Here is a 16,873-nt window from a genome sequence, read left to right as displayed (position 1 = left end):
ATCGCAACCAGTGGGCTTCCTGGCCGGTCTCCGGGCTCGCGGGCGGATGCAGGCCGGCTTTCCGACCATCACGTCCAGCCCCGGCGCCTTCCCGTGCGGATGCACAGTGGCGGTTTGCCGGGGTGTTACCTCGCTTACCGTTGCGGGGGCAGCGCCGGAATGCTTCCTCCGCATGGCGCGGGCGGAAGGTCACCGGCTTCCCGTTTCAACCCTCGGGGGAATCCCCTCGGGTCACCAGAAAGTGTGCGCAGTCTAAGGCCTTGGCGGCCGGCTGCCCAGACCTTCCGCATCCTCGTCGACCTGCTGCATGATCGTGGTGGTCACCGGGCCCGCCGGCGGACGGTTGCGCGGCGGCGGCAGCTCGGCGATCGCCTCCTCGGCGGCCGCCACCAGCTCCACGCGCCGGGCATCAGGGACCTCCTGCCAGTGGCAGTCGCACAGTGCGCCTTCCAGCGCGTAGAGCAGGTTGAGGCTCGGCTTGAAGCCGGCGCGCTTGATGCGCATGAAGGCTTCCAGCGGTCCCGCCTCGGCGAGGGCCTCGGGCGTCCTCAATCCCACCTGGCGCAGCCAGGCGGCGGATTTCGGTCCGATGTTGCGCATTTTCAGCGGCGGGGTGCTCATGCCCCCAGTGATTCCAGATACACGCCTGCGATCTCCTCGAGCCCCTGCTGGTCGACAACGTCGAACCGGCCGGGAACCGGACTGTCGAGATCGAACACGCCCACCAGGGCGCCGTCGTGGAACAGCGGCACCACCAGCTCCGAGCGCGAGGCCGCGTCGCAGGCGATGTGCCCGGGAAAGGCCTCGACGTCCTCGACGCGCTGGGTGAGGCCGCTGCTGGCCGCCGCGCCGCAGACGCCGCGGTCGAGCGGGATGCGCACGCAGGCGGGCTGGCCCTGGAAGGGGCCGACCACCAGTTCGGTGCCGTCGAAGAAGTAGAAGCCGACCCAGTTGAGATCCGGGAGAGCGTGGTAGACCAGCGCCGACAGGTTGGCGGCGTTGGCGATGCGGTCGCGCTCGCCGGCGAGCAGGGCGCGCGCCTGGGCGGCCAGCTGGGCGTACTGCTGCGGCTTGTCGCCGCTTAGACTTTGCGATGTGAACATGCCCCCCAGTCTAGCGCCTGGCGTGCTGGTGACCGGAACCGACACCGGCGTCGGCAAGAGCCTGGCCAGTGTGGCGCTTCTGCATGCGCTGCGCGGGCGCGGGCTGCGCGCGGTCGGCATGAAGCCGGTCGCCGCCGGCTGCGAGCCGACGCCCGGGGGCCTGCGCAACGAGGATGCGCTCGCCCTGCAGGCCGCCAGCATGCCGTCCCCGGCGTACGCCGACGTCAATCCGTGGGCGCTGACGGAGCCGACGGCGCCGCAGCTGGCGGCGCGCTCCGCCGGGATCACGGTGTCGATGCCGCCGCTGCTGGAGGCCCATGCGCGGCTCGCGGCCACCGCCGACGTCGTGGTGGTCGAGGGCGCCGGCGGCTGGCTGTCGCCGCTGGCCGACGGCATCGAGCACGCCGATCTCGCGCACGCGCTGGACCTGCCGGTGATCCTGGTGGTGGGCCTGCGCCTGGGCTGCCTGAGCCACGCGCGGCTGACCGCGCGTGCGGTCACCGGCGACGGCTGCCGCCTGCTGGGCTGGATCGGCAGCGCGGTGGATCCCGGATTCGAGCGTCGCGACGACTACCTCGGCCTGCTGCGCGATGCGCTGCCGGCGCCCTGTCTGGGGGTGCTGCCGCATGCCGCGGCGCCCGAGCCCCGCATGCTGGCCGGCTGCCTCATGGCCGCCGCGGATGCCGTGGCCACCCTGACTTCAGGCACGATCGCTCCACGGTGACGCTGCCATACTCCGCGGGTTCAAAAATCCGCCCCCGGGGAAGACCATGCGCCGTGCCGCCATCACGCTCCTGTTTCCGCTCCTGGCGCTGGCCGCCTGCGGTGGCGACGTCCCGCCCGCGGCGCCGCCGCCGCCGGAGCTCGGCGTGGTCGTGGTGCAGCCGGGCGACGCCCTGCTGAAGCGCGACCTCGTCGGCCGCCTCGCGGCCTACCGCAGTGCCGACGTGCGTGCCCGCGTCGCGGGCGTGCTGCAGCGCCGCGCCTACCAGGAAGGCAGTGACGTCCGCGAAGGTCAGGTGCTGTTCGAGATCGACCCGGCGCCCCTGCGCGCGGCCGCGAGCGAGACCCAGGCCGCGCTGGCCCAGGCCCGTGCCAACCAGGCCAACGCCCGCGCTGCCGCCGACCGCGCGCGCAGCCTCGCGCCGCAGAAGTTCATCTCGCAGTCCGATCTCGACAACGCGCTCGCCGCCGAACGCAGTGCCAGTGCCGCGGTCCAGGCCGCGCAGGCGGCGGTGGAGAGCGCCGGCATCAACCTCGGCTACGCCACCGTGCGCGCACCGATCTCCGGCCGCGCCGGCAAGCAGCAGGTGACCGAGGGCGCGCTGGTGGGGGAGGGCTCGGCGACCCTGTTGACCACCGTCGACCAGATCGATCCGCTGTACGTGAACTTCACCATGGGTGCGGCCGAGCTCGACCAGGTGCGCGCGATGCAGCTCGACCGCGAAGGCGCGGTGCAGGTGCAGGTGCAACTGCCCGATGGAAGCCCCTACGCGCATGCCGGCCAGCTCGATTTCTCCGGCGACACCGTGGACCCGGACACCGGCGCGGTCTCGCTGCGCGCGATCCTGCCCAACCCCGACCGCCGCCTGCTGCCGGGCACCTACGTGACCCTGGTGGCGACGCTGGGCGTGCAGCACGGCGTGTTCCCCGTGCCGCACGCCGCGGTGCAGCGCGATGCCACCGGCCCCTACGTACTGGTGGTGGGCGCCGACGACACCGTCGCGCGCAAGGACGTGACCATCGACCGCTCCGAAGGCGGCGACTGGATCGTCACCGCCGGCCTGGCCGCGGGCGACCGCGTCGTGGTCTCGGGCCTGCAGCGCGCGCGCGTGGGCGAGCCGGCGACGGCGACCCCCTGGCAGCCCGCGACGAGCGGTGATGCCGGCGACGACGCGTCCGCGCAGGACTGACGACGATGCCCCGTTTCTTCATCGATCATCCGGTCTTCGCCTGGGTCATCTCGATCCTGATCGCGCTCTCCGGCGTGATCGCCCTGCTCAACATGGGCGTGGAGTCCTACCCGAACGTGGCTCCGCCGCAGGTCACCGTGGGCGCCACCTACCCCGGCGCCGACGCCGCCACCACCGAGCGCGCGGTCACCCAGGTGATCGAGCAGCAGCTCACCGGCATCGACAACCTGCTGTACTTCAGCTCGAGCTCCAGCTCCTCGGGTCGCGCCAGCATCACGCTGACCTTCCAGACCGGCACCGATCCCGACATCGCCCAGGTGCAGGTGCAGAACAAGGTCGCGCTGGCCACGCCGCGCCTGCCGACCGAGGTCACCCAGCAGGGCGTCGTGGTGGCCAAGGCCAACGCCGGCTTCCTGATGGTGGTGGCGCTGCGCTCGTCGAACCCGGCCTTCGACCGCAACGCGCTCAACAACCTCATCGGCGCCAGCGTGCTGGAACAGATCTCGCGCGTGCCCGGCGTCGGCAGCACCCAGCAGTTCGGCTCCGAGTACGCCATGAACATCTGGCTCAACCCGGACCGGATGCAGGGCTACGGCCTGTCGGCCAGCCAGGTGCTGCAGGCCGTGCGCGGCCAGAACGTGCAGTTCGCGGCCGGCTCGATCGGCTCCGATCCGGCGCCCGAGGGCCAGGGTTTCACCGCCACGGTCTCGGCCGAGGGCCGCTTCAGCACGCCCGAGCAGTTCGGCGACATCATCCTGCGCGCGGACGGCGACGGCAGCACGGTGCGGCTGAAGGACGTGGCGCGTATCACGATCGGCGCCCAGGGCTACGGTTTCGACAGCAAGTTCAATGGCCAGCCCACCGGCGCCTTCGCGGTGCAGCTGCTGCCGGGCGCGAACGCGCTGACCGTGGCCGAGGCGGTGACCTCGCGCATGGACGAACTCCAGGGCAGCTTCCCGCAGGGCGTGGAGTGGTTCTCGCCCTTCGACAGCACCACCTTCGTGACCATTTCGATCAAGGAAGTGGTCAAGACCCTGCTCGAGGCGGTGGTGCTGGTGTTCCTGGTGATGCTGGTCTTCCTGCAGAACCTGCGCGCGACCATCATCCCGACCCTGGTGATCCCGGTAGCGCTGCTCGGCACCTTCCTCGGCCTGAGCATGCTCGGCTTCACCGTGAACCAGCTGACCCTGTTCGCGATGGTGCTGGCGATCGGCATCGTGGTCGACGACGCGATCGTGGTGATCGAGAACGTCGAGCGCATCATGAGCGAGGAAGGCCTGGCACCGCGCGAGGCCACGATCAAGGCCATGGAACAGATCACCGGCGCGGTGGTCGCGATCACCGTGGTGCTGGCGGCGGTGTTCATCCCCAGCGCGCTGCAGGGCGGCGCCTCGGGCGAGATCTACAAGCAGTTCGCGATCACGATCGCGGTGGCGATGGCCTTCTCCGCCTTCCTGGCGCTGGGCTTCACGCCCGCGCTGTGCGCCAGCTTCCTGCGCAAGGAGGACGCGCACCACGGCGAAGGCGGGGGCGGCCGGCGCCGGAACATGGTCTACCGCACCTTCAACCGGTACTACGACCGGATCGCCGCCACCTACGTGCGCCACGTCGGCAGCGCGATCAGCCATGCGCCGCGCTGGATGCTGGTGTTCGCGGCCCTGGTGGTGGTCACCGGGCTGCTGTTCACGCGGCTGCCCGGCAGCTTCCTGCCCGAGGAGGACCAGGGCTATGCCATGGCCATCGTGCAGCTGCCCCCGGGTTCGACCCTGCAGCGCACCCAGGCCGTCTTCGAGGACGTGCGCAGGACGCTCGAACAGGTGGACGGCTACGAAGGCATGATGCAGGTCGCCGGCTTCAGCTTCATCGGCCAGGGCGAGAACGTCGGCATGGCCTTCATCAAGCTCAAGGACTGGAGCGAGCGGGACGGCACCGTGCAGGACTTCATCCAGGCGGCGAACGGCGCGCTGTACGGCATCCGCGACGCGCAGATCTTCGTGGTCAACCTGCCGACGGTGCAGGGTCTGGGCCAGTTCGGCGGCTTCGACATGTACCTGCAGGACCGCGCCGGCCTGGGGCGCGAGGCGCTGACCGGGGCGCGCAACCAGCTGCTGGGCGCGGCGGCGCAGGACCCGGCGCTGACCGCGGTCCGCCCGAACACGCTCGAGAACGCGCCCCAGCTCAAGCTCACCGTCGACCGCGTGCAGGCCCAGGCCATGGGACTGTCGGTCGCGGACATCTACAGCACCATCCAGCTGATGCTGGCGCCGGTCTACGTCAACGACTACTTCGCCGACGGCCGCGTGAAGCGCGTCAACATGCGCGCCGACGCGCCCTACCGCACCGACCCCGGTTCGCTGGCGCGCTTCCATACGCCCGGCCCGGCGAACGCCGAGGGCGAGCGCAGCATGATCCCGCTGTCGAACGTGGTCTCGTCGCAGTGGGTGATGAATACGCCCTCGCTGACCCGCTACAACGGCTATTCGGCGGTGAACATCGTCGGCTCGCAGGCGCCGGGGCACAGCTCGGGCGAGGCCATGGGCGCGATGGAGCGGATCGTCGACGAGGAGCTTCCGGCCGGCTTCGGCTACGACTGGGCGGGCATGTCCTACCAGGAGATCATCGCCGGCAACACCGCGACCCTGCTGCTGGTGCTGTCGGTGGTGGTGGTGTTCCTCGCACTGGCCGCGCTGTACGAGAGCTGGTCGATCCCGGTGGCGGTGCTGCTGATCGTGCCTCTGGGCATCCTCGGCGCGGTGGTGTTCACCACCCTGCGTCCGGGGCTGTCGAACGACATCTTCTTCAAGATCGGCATGATCACGGTGATCGGCCTGGCGGCGAAGAACGCGATCCTGATCATCGAGTTCGCGGTGCTGGAGCGCGCCCAGGGCAAGCCGCTGCGCGAGGCGGTGGTCGAGGCCGCGCGCCTGCGCTTCCGTCCGATCCTGATGACCTCGTTCGCCTTCATCATGGGTGTCACGCCGATGGCGCTGTCCACCGGCGCCGGTGCCAACGCACGTCACGCGCTGGGCACGGGCGTGATCGGCGGCATGCTGTTCGCGACCTTCCTCGGCCTGCTGCTGATCCCGGTGTTCTTCGTCACCGTGCGCCGGGTGCTGGGCGAGCGGCTGGACGGGCCGGCGCCGGCGGAGGGATCGGCTGCCGGTTGATGTGATGCATGCGCGCGCGGGCCGGAGCTTCCGGCCCGCTCCGCTGTGGTCCGCGCCGCCGGTCCCGTACACAGGGGGTGTGCTCCCCCGGCAGTCTCCGCGTCCTGCTACCACTGCCGGCCGCCGGCCATCCATGGCCGGCTGTCCGCACACCCCCTGTGCACGGGACTGGCCCGGGCGTTTCCCGGCTTCGGGACGAAGAGCATGAGCGGTCGCGCTTTTGCCTTCGCTCCCGACCGCCACGAAGGTTCGGGCTCGCCGTGGACGCAGGGGGATGCCCAGAGCCGGCCATGGATGGCCGGCGGCCGGATCTGGGAGCAGGACGCGAAGAATCCGGCTGGGCATCCCCCCTGCGTCCGCGGCGGGCGGCGCGGACTCTCCCGGTGCGTTCCGCTTTTTCTTGGCGCGCGGTCGTCAGCCGCCGGCGCCGTGCCCCGTCAGCGTCATCCCCGCCTCGCCCTGCCAGTAGCCATTGCGCGCACCCATCGGCGCCAGCGGCGCGTCGGCAGCCCGTGCGGCGTCGAAGCGCTCGACGATCTCGCGCGTGCCCTCGGCCTGCGGATAGATCCGCAGCAGATCGACGCCCAGCGCCGCCAGTGCCGGCAGCTCCGGGCCGAGGTCGGTGGTTTCCTCGCCCTGCACCTGGATGCCGTTGATGCGCAGGAAGGGGCGCCCCTCGCGGGTGGCCAGGGGCATGCCGTCGGGATAGTCGATGCAGCGGAAGCCGCACTGGTCCTTGGGCAGGTCGAGCGCGCGCGCGGTGAAGCAGCGCGCCGAGAACGAGAGCGGAAGCCGGCCCCAGGCGATCACCTCCAGCTCCGGCATCGCGTGGCCGTCGGCGTGCATTCCGTCGCGCAGCTCCTCGATCAACTGGCGACCCTGCTCGACGCCGGGCACCCAGCGCCGCAGGCCGTCCTCGACCAGCATCGACAGCGCGCGGTGGTTGTAGACGTTCAGCGTCGGACCCGCGACGAAAGGCACGCCGGCGAGGCGGCACAGCTGGACCGCCGACAGGTCGTTGGCTTCGAGCCAGAAGCCGCCGTGCTCGACCTGGCGCTGCAGCACGCCGAGCTCGGACTCGGCCTCGATCAGGGCCAGGCTCGACAGCACCACCTCCTTGCCGGCGGCTGCCATCTCTTCCGCCAGGTTCAGCCAGTCGATGGTGCGCAGTTCACGGCGCTTGCTGCACACGGTCTCGCCCAGGTAGACGACATCCACCGGCCAGGCGGCCACGTCGCGGTAGAAGTCCAGGGTGCGTTGGCGCGGCCAGAAATACTGCAGCGGGCCGAGGCTCAGCTTCATGCGAAGGTTCCTTTCGATGCCCGGCGACTCAATGCCAGGCGCGGTGGTAGGGGCCGAGCGTGGTCTGGTGGCCTTCGGCATGCGCTGACAGCTCGGACTGCCAGCGCTGCTGCAGCGTCCAGGCGCCCGGGTCGGCGCGATGGCGGTCGATCGCCGCGCGCCAGGTGCGGGTGACCGAGGCCACGTAGGCCGCGCCGCGCTGCCGGCCCTCGATCTTCAGGGCGGTCACGCCGGCCTGCGCCAGCCGCGGCAGCAGCTCCAGCGTGTTGAGGCTGGTCGGCTCCTCGAGCGCGTGGAAGATCTCGCCGCCGACTTCGAAGCGGCCCTTGCACACGGTGGGATAGCCGGCGGGTTCGGCCGGCTGGAAGCGGTCGATCAGGACGGTGTTCAGGCGCGCGGTGCGGCTTCCGTCGTCGAACTCGTCCCAGCGCACGAACTTCGCCGGCGAGCACACGCCGTGGCGGTTGGGCGAGGCGCCGGTGACATAGCTCGACAGCTGGCAGCGGCCCTCGACCATGATGCACAGGCTGCCGAAGGCGAAGACCTCGATCGCCACCGGCGCGCGCTCGCACAGACGCTCGACCTGCTGGATCGAGAGCACCCGCGGCAGCACCGCGCGGCTGATGCCGAAGCGCTCGAAGGCGTACTGCAGCGCGGGCGCGGTGGTCGCCGAGCCCTGCACCGAGAGGTGCCGCGGCATGCCGGGATGCGTGCGCGCCGCGTAGTCGAGAACCGACATCTCGGCGGCGATGATCGCGTCGCAACCCAGGCCGGCGGCGGTATCGACCGCAGCGTGCCACTGCGCCACGCGCGCGCTGTCCGGATAGGTGTTGAGCGCGAGGTAGACCTTCGCGCCCTTCGCATGCGCGTAGCGGATGCCGGCGCGCAGCTCGTCGTCGCTGAAATTGAGCCCGGGGAAGGCGCGGGCGTTGGTCTGGTCGCGCAGGCCGGCGTAGACCGCGTCGGCGCCGGCGTCGACCGCCGCCTGCAGGGCCGGAAGATTGCCGGCGGGACAGACCAGTTGCATGCAAGGCTCCACGCGGGGATGAACGGGCATCCTCGCCGCCGCGCGGCGCCGGCGTCCTTGACCTGGATCAACCGCCGGACCGGCCTCGACTGCGGGACGCGCTTAAGCCGGCCATAAGCCTGCAGGCGTGCAATGCGGACGCGGGCAGGTGCCCGCTCGAAGGAGAATTCCATGAACGCCCCGTTTCCCCTGCCTGCCGTTGCCGCCGGCCGCGATGCCGGCACCCGGACGTCGACGGTCAAGGTCTGGGACCCGCTGCTGCGCCTGTTCCACTGGTCGCTGGCGGCCTGCGTCCTGGGCGCGTTCCTCGTCGAGGAGGGCGACATGGCGCACCGGCTGCTCGGCTACACCGCGCTCGGTCTGATCGCCTTCCGCGTGCTGTGGGGGCTGGCCGGTCCGCGGCAGGCGCGCTTCAGCAGCTGGGTCCGCGGCCCGCGCGCCGTCGGCACCTACCTGCGGGAACGGCTGGCAGGTCGATCCAGGCGCCAGCTCGGCCACAACCCCGCCGCGGCGGTGATGATCCTGGTCCTGATGGCCGGCGTCGCGGCCGTGGGCCTGACCGGATGGATGCAGACCCTGGACGCCTACCACGATCTTGAATGGCTCGAGGAGCTGCACGAGGCGCTTGCCTACGGGCTGCTCGCCCTGGTCGGCGTCCACGTGCTGGCAGCCATCACCGAAAGCCTGCACTACCGCGAGAACCTGGTCGCCGCGATGATCCACGGCCGCAAGCGGGCGCTGGAGGACGAGGGTCCCTGAGGGAAGGGCGCACGCCCCTGCCGGCCCCCCGCGACGGATGCGGCCGGCAGGGGTAGGGTGCACGCATGCGCATCCTGCTCGCCGAAGACGACCAGGCCCTGGGCCGCGCCCTCGCCGACGGGCTGCGCCACCTCGGCCATGCCGTGGACTGGGTGGACGACGGCCGCCACGCCCTGCATGCGTTCGATTCGGTGCCCTATGCCGCGGCGGTGCTCGACTGGAACCTGCCGCGGATGAGCGGCGTCGACGTCGTCACCGCCCTGCGCCGCCGCGGAGACCGTACGCCGGTGCTGCTGCTGACCGCGCGCGATGCGATCGACGACCGCATCGCCGGGCTCGACTGCGGCGCCGACGACTACGTGGTCAAGCCCGTGCACCTGGATGAGCTGGCCGCCCGGGTGCGCGCGCTGCTGCGACGCTCCGGCGGCGATCCGGCGCCAGTCCAGCGCCTGGGTGCGCTGGAGCTGGACCCGTCCGCGCGCAGCGCCCGGCTGGACGGCGCACCGCTGGAGCTGTCCCCGCGCGAGTACGCCCTGCTCGAAGCGCTGGCCGCGCATCCGGGGCGTGCGCTGTCGCGGGCGCAGCTGGAGGAGGCGGTGTACGGCTGGGGCGAGGAAGTGGCCAGCAACGCGATCGAAGTCCACGTCCACCACCTGCGCCGGAAGCTGGGGCAGGGCTGGGTGCGCACCCTGCGCGGCGTGGGCTACGCGCTGTACCCGCCCGTCGCCGCGCGGGCGACGGCGGATGGCGAAAGGCCGCCGGCATGACGCGCCCCTCGCTGCAGCGCCGCCTGCTGTGGTCGGTCGGCCTGCCGGTGGTCGCACTGTGGCTGGGCGCCGGGCTGTGGCTGGCACAGGTGGCTCGCCACGAGACGGCGGAAATGTTCGACCGCGAACTGGAGCGCACGGCGGCGAGCGTGCTGGCAGTCCTCGCGTCGATGCCCGACGCGGCGCTGGTGCAGCGCGACGTCCTGGACACCATCGACGCCATCGAGGACGCGGACGACGAGGGCGCACGGCCGGAGATCGTGGTGCGCGACCGGCGCGGCGGGGTGCTGCTGGATGCTTCCAGCCTGCCGGTGCTCGAGGTCGATCACCGCGAGGCGCATTTCCACACCCTGCAGCACGACGGCGAGACCTGGCGCGTCTACCAGCGCTGGGATTCGGCGCAGCGGCACTGGATCCAGGTGGCGGCGCCGCTCCACGACCGCGACGAGTTGATCGGCGGCCTGGCGCGGGCGATGGTGCTGCCGCTGCTGGCGCTGCTGCTCCTGCTGCCCGCTGCCACATGGTTCGGCCTGCGCGGCGGCCTGGCGCCGCTGCGCGCGGTGTCGCGCGCGATCGCGACCCAGCCGGCGCGCACACCGACCCTCACGCGCGATGACGTGCCGGGGGAGCTGCTGCAGCTGACCCGTGCCGTCGATGCGCTGGTCGGTACGCTGGATGCCGCCCTCGCGCGCGAGCGCCGCTTCACCGCCGATGCTGCGCACGAACTCCGGCATCCCCTGTCCGTGCTGCAGCTGGAACTCGACCTGGCCACCGGCGCGACGGACGCCGCCCTGCGCATGCAGCATCTGGACCGGGCGCGCGGTGGCCTGCGGCGCATGGAGCGCCTGGTCGAGCAGTTGCTGACGCTGGCGCGGGTGGAGTCGCTGGACGCGGTGCGCGACGCCGAGGTGCTGTCGCTCGGGCAGCTGGCCCGCTCCGTGGTCGCGGATGCCAGCGAACGCGCGATCCCGCGCGGCGTGGAACTGTCGTTCCTGGCCGAGGGCGAGGTCCGCGTGCGCGGCAGCGCCGGCCTGCTCGGCATCGCGCTGCACAACCTGGTGGACAACGCCATCGGCCACGGCCGTTCCCCCGGGCGCGTGGAGGTCGCGGTGCGCGAGCTCGGGGACCGCGCCGAATTCAGCGTCGAGGACGAGGGCCCCGGCTTCCCGGAGGAGCATGGCGGCCGGCTGGGCGAACGCTTCCTGCGCAGCGGCGGCAGTGGCAGCGGGCTGGGCCTGTCCATCGTCCACGCCATCGCCGCCCTGCACGGCGGTTCGCTCGCGGTCGGGCGCTCGGCGCCGGGAGGTGCGCGCGTGGTGCTGCGCCTGCCCAGGGCTCCCGGTCCAGGCTGACCGGCGTCAGGCTCGGCGCGCCGTGTCCAGCACGCCGGCCCACAGCGCATCCACGCGCCGCTCCACGTCCGGATCCGGCACGATCGGACGGCTCCACTCGCGGCTGGTCTCGCCGGGCAGCTTGTTGGTGGCGTCGATGCCGAGCTTCGAGCCCACGCCCGCCACCGGGCTGGCGAAGTCCAGGTAGTCGATGGGCGTGTTCTCCACCAGCATGGTGTCGCGCGCCGGGTCCACGCGCGTGGACACCGCCCAGACCACCTGCGACCAGTCGCGCACGTCGATGTCGTCGTCGGTGACGATCACGAACTTGGTGTAGGTGAACTGCCGCAGGTAGGACCAGACCGCCATCATGATCCGGCGCGCATGCCCGGGGTACTGCTTGCGGATCGAGACCACGGCGATGCGGTAGGAGCAGGCCTCCGGCGGCAGGTGGAAGTCGACGATCTCGGGGAACACCTTGCGCAGGATCGGCACGAAGATGTCGTTGAGCGCCATCGCCAGCACCGAGGGTTCGTCGAAGGGCGCGCGGCCCATGTAGCTGCCCTGGTAGATCGCGTCGCGGCGCAGGCGCATGCGTTCGATCCGGAGCACCGGGAACTGCGCTGCAGCGTTGTAGTAGCCGGTGTGGTCGCCGAAGGGGCCCTCGAGCGCGGTCTCGCCGGGATGGATCACGCCTTCGATCAGGATCTCGCTGCCGGCCGGGGCGTCCAGGCCGGTGCGCTCGCTGCGCCAGATGCGCGTGCGCTGGCCGCGCAGCAGGCCCGCGAACTCGTACTCCGACAGCGTGTCCGGCACCGGCGCCACCGCCGCCAGCGTGGTCGCGGGATCGACCCCGATCGCCACCACCACCGGGAAGGGTTCTCCCGGGCGGTCGGCGCACCAGTCGGCGAAGTCCAGCGCGCCGCCGCGATGCGGCAGCCAGCGCATGATCACGCGGTCGCGGCCGATCACCTGCATGCGGTAGATGCCGATGTTCTGGCGCGGCTTGCGGGTGCCGCGGGTGACCACCAGGCCCAGGGTGATGAGACGTGCGGCGTCGCCCGGCCAGCAGTGCTGGATCGGCAGGCGCGAGAGGTCGATGTCCTCGCCTTCGAGCACCTCGTCGTCGAACTCCGCTTCGCGCACGGTCTGTGGCGCGACCAGGGCCAGCTGCGCCAGCTCCGGCCAGGTCGACAGTGCCTGCTTCAGGCTCGACGGCCAGCGCGGCTCCTTGATCGCGGCCAGCAGCTCGCCCAGTTCGCGCAGCGAGGCCAGCGGTCGCCCGGCCAGCGCGGCCTCGATGCGCGTGCGGTGGCCGAACAGGTTGCCCAGCAGGGCGTGCCCGGCGCCCACCGGCTGCTCCATCAGCAGCGCCGGGCCTCCTTCGCGAAGGGCGCGCAGGCAGAGCGCGGTCGACTCCAGCACCGGATCGACGGGCGCGGCGACGCGCCGCAGCTGGCCGTCGCGCTCCAGTCGCGACAGGAACGAGCGCAGGTCATGGAAGGCCACGCGGAATCCCCCGGATCCTGATCGAGGGCGACAGCCTCACCCCCGGGCCGGGTCGGCGCCCTGACGCCGGTCAAGCTGACGGCGAGTTGATCCAGGTCAGCGACGCGCCGGGCCGCGGATGGTCTGCTGGCGGCGGACTCCAGGGAGCTTCGGGACGGCTTGGACACGATGGCGGACGGTTCGCTGGCGCGCATGCGCCTGGCGATCGGCGGGATCGACCACGCGCTGGTGCTGCTGCTCGGCGCGCGCGCGCGCCTGGCCGTGCGCGCGGGGCGCTGCAAGGTCCGCGCCGGGCGTCCATTGGCGGACCCCGAGCGCGAGGCCCGGGTCCATCGCCGGGTCGAGGCCGTCGCCCGCCGCATCGGCCTGCCCGCCTCGACCGCGGACGGACTCGCCGCCCTCGCCATCGCCGATGCCCGCCGCGCCCAGGGCATCGATCCGGATCCGGACCCCGCAGCACACGCACCGCCCATCGGAAGCAGGCACGCCATGCACATTCCCCACCTCCCCCCGAGGCCGCCGCCACGCTCCTGCGCCTCGTGCCTCCGCCCCGGCGCTGGGCGCCGCTGCTGCGCGCGCTGCCGCCCCGGCTGCAGCAGCGCCTGCTCGAGCGCGCCATGGCCGCGGTGCTGGCCGCGCCGATCGCCGATGGCAGCCTCGACTTCATGGAGGGACGCCGGCTGGGCATCGACGTGACCGACCTCGATCTGCACTGGGTGGTGGAGCTGCGCGACGGCCGCCTGCATGCCGGCGATGGCACACCCGAGGCCAGCGTGAGAGGCACCGCCACCGACCTGCTGCTGCTCGCGGGCCGGCTGGAGGACGCCGACACTCTGTTCTTCCAGCGCCGCCTGGTGCTGACCGGCGACGTGGAGCTCGGCCTGACCGCGCGCAACACGCTCGATCGCCTGCCGTGGGAAGCAGTGCCGCTGGCCCTGCGCATCGGGCTCAACCGTGGCGCGAGGCTGGCGCGTGCCGCCCGCAGCGCCCACCTCGGCCTGGGAACCGCGGCATGAGCGCGCTGCCGGAGACCGCCGTCCCGCGCTGGCGCGACGGCCTGGAGCAGGACTACGCACCGCTGGTGGAGACGCTGGAACGCCTGATCCCCTGCATGGAGGTGCCGCTGCACCTGCCGTGGATCGATGCCATCAACGCGCTGAAGAAGGAGCGCGGGGCGGTGATCATGGCGCACAGCTACCAGTCGCCGGAAATCTTCCACGGCGTCGCCGACATCACCGGCGATTCACTGGCGCTGGCCCAGGCCGCCGCCGACTGCGACAGCGACCTGATCGTGCTCTGCGGCGTCCACTTCATGGCCGAGAGCGCGAAGATCCTGGCGCCGCACAAGACGGTGCTGCTGCCCGACCTCGAGGCAGGCTGCTCGCTGGCGTCCTCGATCACCGCCGCCGACGTGCGCGCCCTGCGCGCCGCCCATCCCGGCGTGCCGGTGGTGAGCTATGCCAACACCTCGGCCGAAGTGAAGGCGGAATCCGACGCCTGCTGCACCTCGGCCAACGCGGTGCAGGTGGTCGAGGCGATCGCGGAGGAAACCGGCAGCGATCGCGTGATCTTCCTCCCCGACCGCTACCTCGGCAGCTGGGTGGCGACGCAGACGGAGGTCGAACTGGTCCTGTGGAACGGCAGCTGCGAGGTGCACGAGACCTTCACCGCACAGCAGGTGCGGCACACCCGCGAACGCTTCGACACCAGGGTGGTGGCGCATCCGGAGTGCCCGCCGGAGGTGCTGGCCGAGGCCGACTTCGTCGGCTCGACCAGCGCCATGGGGCGCTGGCTGGCGAAGGAGCGGCCCGGACGGGTGGCGATGATCACCGAGTGCTCGATGGCCGACAACCTGCGCGGGCAGTTCCCGGAAATCGAGTTCATCAAGCCCTGCAACCTGTGTCCGCACATGAAGCGGATCACCCTGCCGAACATCCATGCCTGCCTCCGCGACATGCGGCACGAGATCCACATCGCGCCGGACGTGATCGAGCGCGCGCGGGCCGCGCTCGACCGGATGCTGGCCGTGGGGCGGCGCGAACGCGTCTGATGCACGGCGGTTCCGCTGGCGGTGCGCCGGTGCTTGTGGTCGGCAGCGGCGTCGCCGGGCTGTGTACGGCCCTGGCGGCGGCGCCGCGCCCGGTACTGCTGGTCGGCCGCGGCCGGCAGGCGGAGGACAGCGCCAGCGTGCTTGCCCAGGGCGGCATCGCCGCCGCGCTGGCCGCGGATGACAGCGTGGCCGCGCACGTCGAGGACACCCTGGCCGCCGGCGCCTGGCACAACGACCACGCGCGCGTGCGGCTGCTGGCCGGCGCCGCGGCCGACGCGGTGGCGTGGCTGGAGGCGCAGGGCGTGGCCTTCGACCGCCGGGGCCGGACGCTGCGCCTGGCGCGCGAAGGCGGACACCGCTGTGCCCGCGTGGTCCACGCGGGCGGTGATGCCAGCGGCGCGCGCATGGTCGCGGCGCTGGGGGAGGCGGCGCGCAGGGCGTCGCATATCCACTGGCGGGGCGGGGTCGACGTGCATGGCCTGGAGCTTCGCGGGGGTCGCGTCACCGCTGCCTGCCTGCGCGCGCTGCACGACGACGGCGCCGGGCCGGTGGACGAGTGGATCGAAGTCGCCGACGTGGTCCTGGCCACGGGGGGCATCGGCGCGCTGTTCGCGCGTACCACCAATCCAGTGGTCGCCGATGGCGCCGGGCTGGCGCTGGCGATGGCGGCCGGCGCCGTCGTGGCCGATCTCGAATTCGTGCAGTTCCATCCGACCGCGCTCGACGCCCCCGGCCATTCCCTGCCGCTGGTGACCGAAGCCCTGCGCGGCGCCGGGGCGCGGCTGCTGGATGCGACCGGGCGGCCGTTGATGGCCGGCCGGCATCCGCAGGGCGACCTCGCTCCGCGCGACGTGGTGGCACGCGCGGTATGGGAGGCGGGCCGCCAGGGCGGCGGTGTGCGCCTGGACGCGCGCGGCCCCGGTATCGACTGGGAGCGCGCGTTTCCCACCGTGCTGGCGCACTGCCTGGCCTACGGCATCGACCCGCGGACGAGGCCGATCCCGGTGGCGCCCGCGGCCCATTTCCACATGGGCGGGGTCGTCACCGACGCCCTGGGCCGCAGCAGCATTCCGGGGCTCCATGCGGTGGGCGAGGTCGCCTGCACCGGCGTGCACGGGGCCAACCGCCTCGCCAGCAATTCGCTGCTGGAGGGCGTGGTGTTCGGGCGGCGGCTGGGCGCGCATCTGGCGCAGTCCGTGCCTGCGGCGGTGGATGGCGGCGCGGTGCGCCGGGTGCTGCGCGGACCGGACCTCGACGCGCCTGCCCTGGTGCGCCTGAGCGACCTGCTGTCCGCTGCGGCCGGGCCGGTGCGCACGGCGGCTGGCCTGGCTGCGGCGCTGGCCGAAGCCGGCGATCTGGCGTCTTCCGGATGGCAGGCGGAACTGGCGGCTGCCCTCCTGCGCGCTGCCCGTGACCGTCGCGGCAGCCTCGGCGCCCACTGGCTGGACGATTCCCTGGTCCGCGAGCAGGCATGAAAGGCACGCTCCGCTGGAGTCCGGGCCGCCTGCCACGGACGCTCCGTTCGAGTTTTTGCCGCCCGCCACGGACGCAGGGGGGGATGCCCAGCCGGATTCTCCGCGTCCTGCTCCCAGATCCGGCCGCCGGCCATCCATGGCCGGCTCTGGGCATCCCCCCTGCATCCGCGGCGGGCACGACCTTTGGTCGCTGTCGGGAAGAAGATCGACGTCGACGCTATGTCGATGTCGAAAAGGGGGGCATCACCGGGAGCAGCCGGGCAGGCCGCGACCGCTCTTGATCTTCGGTCCCGAAGCCGCAGAACGCCGGAGCCCGTCCCGCGCACAGGGGTGTGCGGACAGCCGGCCATGGATGGCCGGCGGCCGGCAGTGGCAGCAGGACGCGGAGACTGCCGGGGGAGCACACCCCCTGTGCGCGGGACGGGCCGCGCGGACCCCAACGGAGTATGGAGAAGAAGCGAAAAAACCCG

14 protein-coding genes, 1 pseudogene and 1 riboswitch are annotated in these 16,873 nt (G+C 72.2%); of the genes and pseudogenes, 10 read left to right on the top strand and 5 right to left on the bottom strand.

All coding sequences use genetic code 11. The annotated features are described in order from the left end of the window. Positions 1-4: 4 nt before the first annotated feature. A riboswitch (cobalamin riboswitch) is annotated at positions 5-254 on the bottom strand. Together FPZ22_RS05780 and FPZ22_RS05775 are read right to left on the bottom strand one after the other, a co-directional pair. Further along, positions 253-621, bottom strand: coding sequence for a TfoX/Sxy family protein (locus tag FPZ22_RS05780; protein WP_144891239.1), 369 nt, complete (start codon positions 619-621; stop codon positions 253-255). It overlaps the preceding riboswitch by 2 nt. Further along, on the bottom strand, positions 618-1,103 hold the full coding sequence (locus FPZ22_RS05775) for a GAF domain-containing protein (protein WP_144891237.1): 486 nt from the start codon (positions 1,101-1,103) through the stop codon (positions 618-620). The genes FPZ22_RS05780 and FPZ22_RS05775 overlap by 4 nt, the downstream gene beginning before the upstream one ends. Between FPZ22_RS05775 and bioD the strand changes: the two genes are divergently transcribed. Genes bioD through FPZ22_RS05760 form a run of 3 tightly spaced genes read left to right on the top strand, consistent with a single transcriptional unit; the run spans position 1,096 to position 6,183 of the window. Then, positions 1,096-1,827 carry a dethiobiotin synthase gene (gene bioD / locus FPZ22_RS05770; RefSeq protein WP_210412712.1) on the top strand — a complete coding sequence of 244 codons (732 nt, stop codon included), beginning with the start codon at positions 1,096-1,098 and terminating at the stop codon, positions 1,825-1,827. The genes FPZ22_RS05775 and bioD overlap by 8 nt on opposite strands. 46 nt (positions 1,828-1,873) lie before the next feature. Beyond that, a complete protein-coding gene (locus tag FPZ22_RS05765; RefSeq protein ID WP_144891233.1) occupies positions 1,874-3,016 on the top strand; it encodes an efflux RND transporter periplasmic adaptor subunit in 1,143 nt (380 codons plus the stop codon). Positions 3,017-3,021: 5 nt separating this feature from the next. Further along, on the top strand, positions 3,022-6,183 hold the full coding sequence (locus FPZ22_RS05760) for a multidrug efflux RND transporter permease subunit (RefSeq protein WP_144891231.1): 3,162 nt from the start codon (positions 3,022-3,024) through the stop codon (positions 6,181-6,183). 414 nt (positions 6,184-6,597) lie between these two features. Here the strand turns inward: FPZ22_RS05760 and FPZ22_RS05755 are convergent, their stop codons facing one another. Both FPZ22_RS05755 and ubiU read right to left on the bottom strand, forming a co-directional pair. Continuing rightward, a complete protein-coding gene (locus FPZ22_RS05755; protein WP_144891229.1) occupies positions 6,598-7,485 on the bottom strand; it encodes a U32 family peptidase in 888 nt (295 codons plus the stop codon). 28 nt (positions 7,486-7,513) lie between these two features. Then, positions 7,514-8,512 (bottom strand): ubiquinone anaerobic biosynthesis protein UbiU, encoded by a 999-nt coding sequence (gene ubiU, locus FPZ22_RS05750; protein WP_144891227.1) that lies wholly within the window; start codon positions 8,510-8,512, stop codon positions 7,514-7,516. A 171-nt stretch (positions 8,513-8,683) separates the two neighbouring features. Here ubiU and FPZ22_RS05745 point away from each other — a divergent pair, with 171 nt between their 5' ends. The 3 genes from FPZ22_RS05745 to FPZ22_RS05735 all read left to right on the top strand — a co-directional run bounded on the left by FPZ22_RS05745 (position 8,684) and on the right by FPZ22_RS05735 (position 11,390). After that, complete coding sequence (locus FPZ22_RS05745; RefSeq protein ID WP_144891225.1) at positions 8,684-9,271, top strand: cytochrome b/b6 domain-containing protein; 588 nt, start codon at positions 8,684-8,686, stop codon at positions 9,269-9,271. 65 nt (positions 9,272-9,336) lie between these two features. Next, positions 9,337-10,038 carry a response regulator transcription factor gene (locus FPZ22_RS05740; RefSeq protein WP_144891224.1) on the top strand — a complete coding sequence of 234 codons (702 nt, stop codon included), beginning with the start codon at positions 9,337-9,339 and terminating at the stop codon, positions 10,036-10,038. Beyond that, complete coding sequence (locus FPZ22_RS05735; RefSeq protein WP_144891222.1) at positions 10,035-11,390, top strand: sensor histidine kinase; 1,356 nt, start codon at positions 10,035-10,037, stop codon at positions 11,388-11,390. The genes FPZ22_RS05740 and FPZ22_RS05735 overlap by 4 nt, the downstream gene beginning before the upstream one ends. A gap of 6 nt (positions 11,391-11,396) precedes the next feature. On the opposite strand, the gene FPZ22_RS05730 is transcribed toward FPZ22_RS05735, so the two are convergent. Beyond that, a complete protein-coding gene (locus FPZ22_RS05730; protein WP_144891220.1) occupies positions 11,397-12,878 on the bottom strand; it encodes a UbiD family decarboxylase in 1,482 nt (493 codons plus the stop codon). 168 nt (positions 12,879-13,046) lie between these two features. On the opposite strand from FPZ22_RS05730, the pseudogene FPZ22_RS14410 reads away from it, so the two are divergent. The 4 genes and pseudogenes from FPZ22_RS14410 to FPZ22_RS05710 form a co-directional block, all read left to right on the top strand. After that, positions 13,047-13,247 (top strand): annotated as a pseudogene (locus FPZ22_RS14410) (chorismate mutase); the annotation flags it as partial. A 170-nt stretch (positions 13,248-13,417) separates the two neighbouring features. Continuing rightward, positions 13,418-13,894: a ubiquinone anaerobic biosynthesis accessory factor UbiT gene (gene ubiT, locus FPZ22_RS05720; protein ID WP_246120945.1), complete on the top strand. Its 477-nt coding sequence runs from the start codon at positions 13,418-13,420 to the stop codon at positions 13,892-13,894. After that, positions 13,891-14,928 carry a quinolinate synthase NadA gene (nadA, locus tag FPZ22_RS05715; RefSeq protein WP_144891215.1) on the top strand — a complete coding sequence of 346 codons (1,038 nt, stop codon included), beginning with the start codon at positions 13,891-13,893 and terminating at the stop codon, positions 14,926-14,928. Before ubiT ends, nadA begins: the two co-directional genes overlap by 4 nt. Further along, positions 14,928-16,403, top strand: a complete 1,476-nt coding sequence (locus tag FPZ22_RS05710) for an L-aspartate oxidase (protein WP_144891213.1) — start codon at positions 14,928-14,930, stop codon at positions 16,401-16,403. The genes nadA and FPZ22_RS05710 overlap by 1 nt, the downstream gene beginning before the upstream one ends. Positions 16,404-16,873: the final 470 nt, after the last annotated feature.

The sequence above is a fragment of the Luteimonas granuli genome, assembly GCF_007795095.1.
Classification (GTDB): domain Bacteria; phylum Pseudomonadota; class Gammaproteobacteria; order Xanthomonadales; family Xanthomonadaceae; genus Luteimonas; species Luteimonas granuli.
Note: the sequence above shows the minus strand (reverse complement) of the source record. Positions and strands in the feature narration are given on the sequence as shown.

Coding starts and splice junctions, on each gene's coding strand:
- FPZ22_RS05780 (WP_144891239.1), bottom strand. CDS start 621: ATGAGCACCCCGCCGCTGAAAATGCGCAACATCGGACCGAAATCCGCC.
- FPZ22_RS05775 (WP_144891237.1), bottom strand. CDS start 1,103: ATGTTCACATCGCAAAGTCTAAGCGGCGACAAGCCGCAGCAGTACGCC.
- FPZ22_RS05765 (WP_144891233.1), top strand. CDS start 1,874: ATGCGCCGTGCCGCCATCACGCTCCTGTTTCCGCTCCTGGCGCTGGCC.
- FPZ22_RS05760 (WP_144891231.1), top strand. CDS start 3,022: ATGCCCCGTTTCTTCATCGATCATCCGGTCTTCGCCTGGGTCATCTCG.
- FPZ22_RS05755 (WP_144891229.1), bottom strand. CDS start 7,485: ATGAAGCTGAGCCTCGGCCCGCTGCAGTATTTCTGGCCGCGCCAACGC.
- ubiU (WP_144891227.1), bottom strand. CDS start 8,512: ATGCAACTGGTCTGTCCCGCCGGCAATCTTCCGGCCCTGCAGGCGGCG.
- FPZ22_RS05745 (WP_144891225.1), top strand. CDS start 8,684: ATGAACGCCCCGTTTCCCCTGCCTGCCGTTGCCGCCGGCCGCGATGCC.
- FPZ22_RS05740 (WP_144891224.1), top strand. CDS start 9,337: ATGCGCATCCTGCTCGCCGAAGACGACCAGGCCCTGGGCCGCGCCCTC.
- FPZ22_RS05735 (WP_144891222.1), top strand. CDS start 10,035: ATGACGCGCCCCTCGCTGCAGCGCCGCCTGCTGTGGTCGGTCGGCCTG.
- nadA (WP_144891215.1), top strand. CDS start 13,891: ATGAGCGCGCTGCCGGAGACCGCCGTCCCGCGCTGGCGCGACGGCCTG.
- FPZ22_RS05710 (WP_144891213.1), top strand. CDS start 14,928: ATGCACGGCGGTTCCGCTGGCGGTGCGCCGGTGCTTGTGGTCGGCAGC.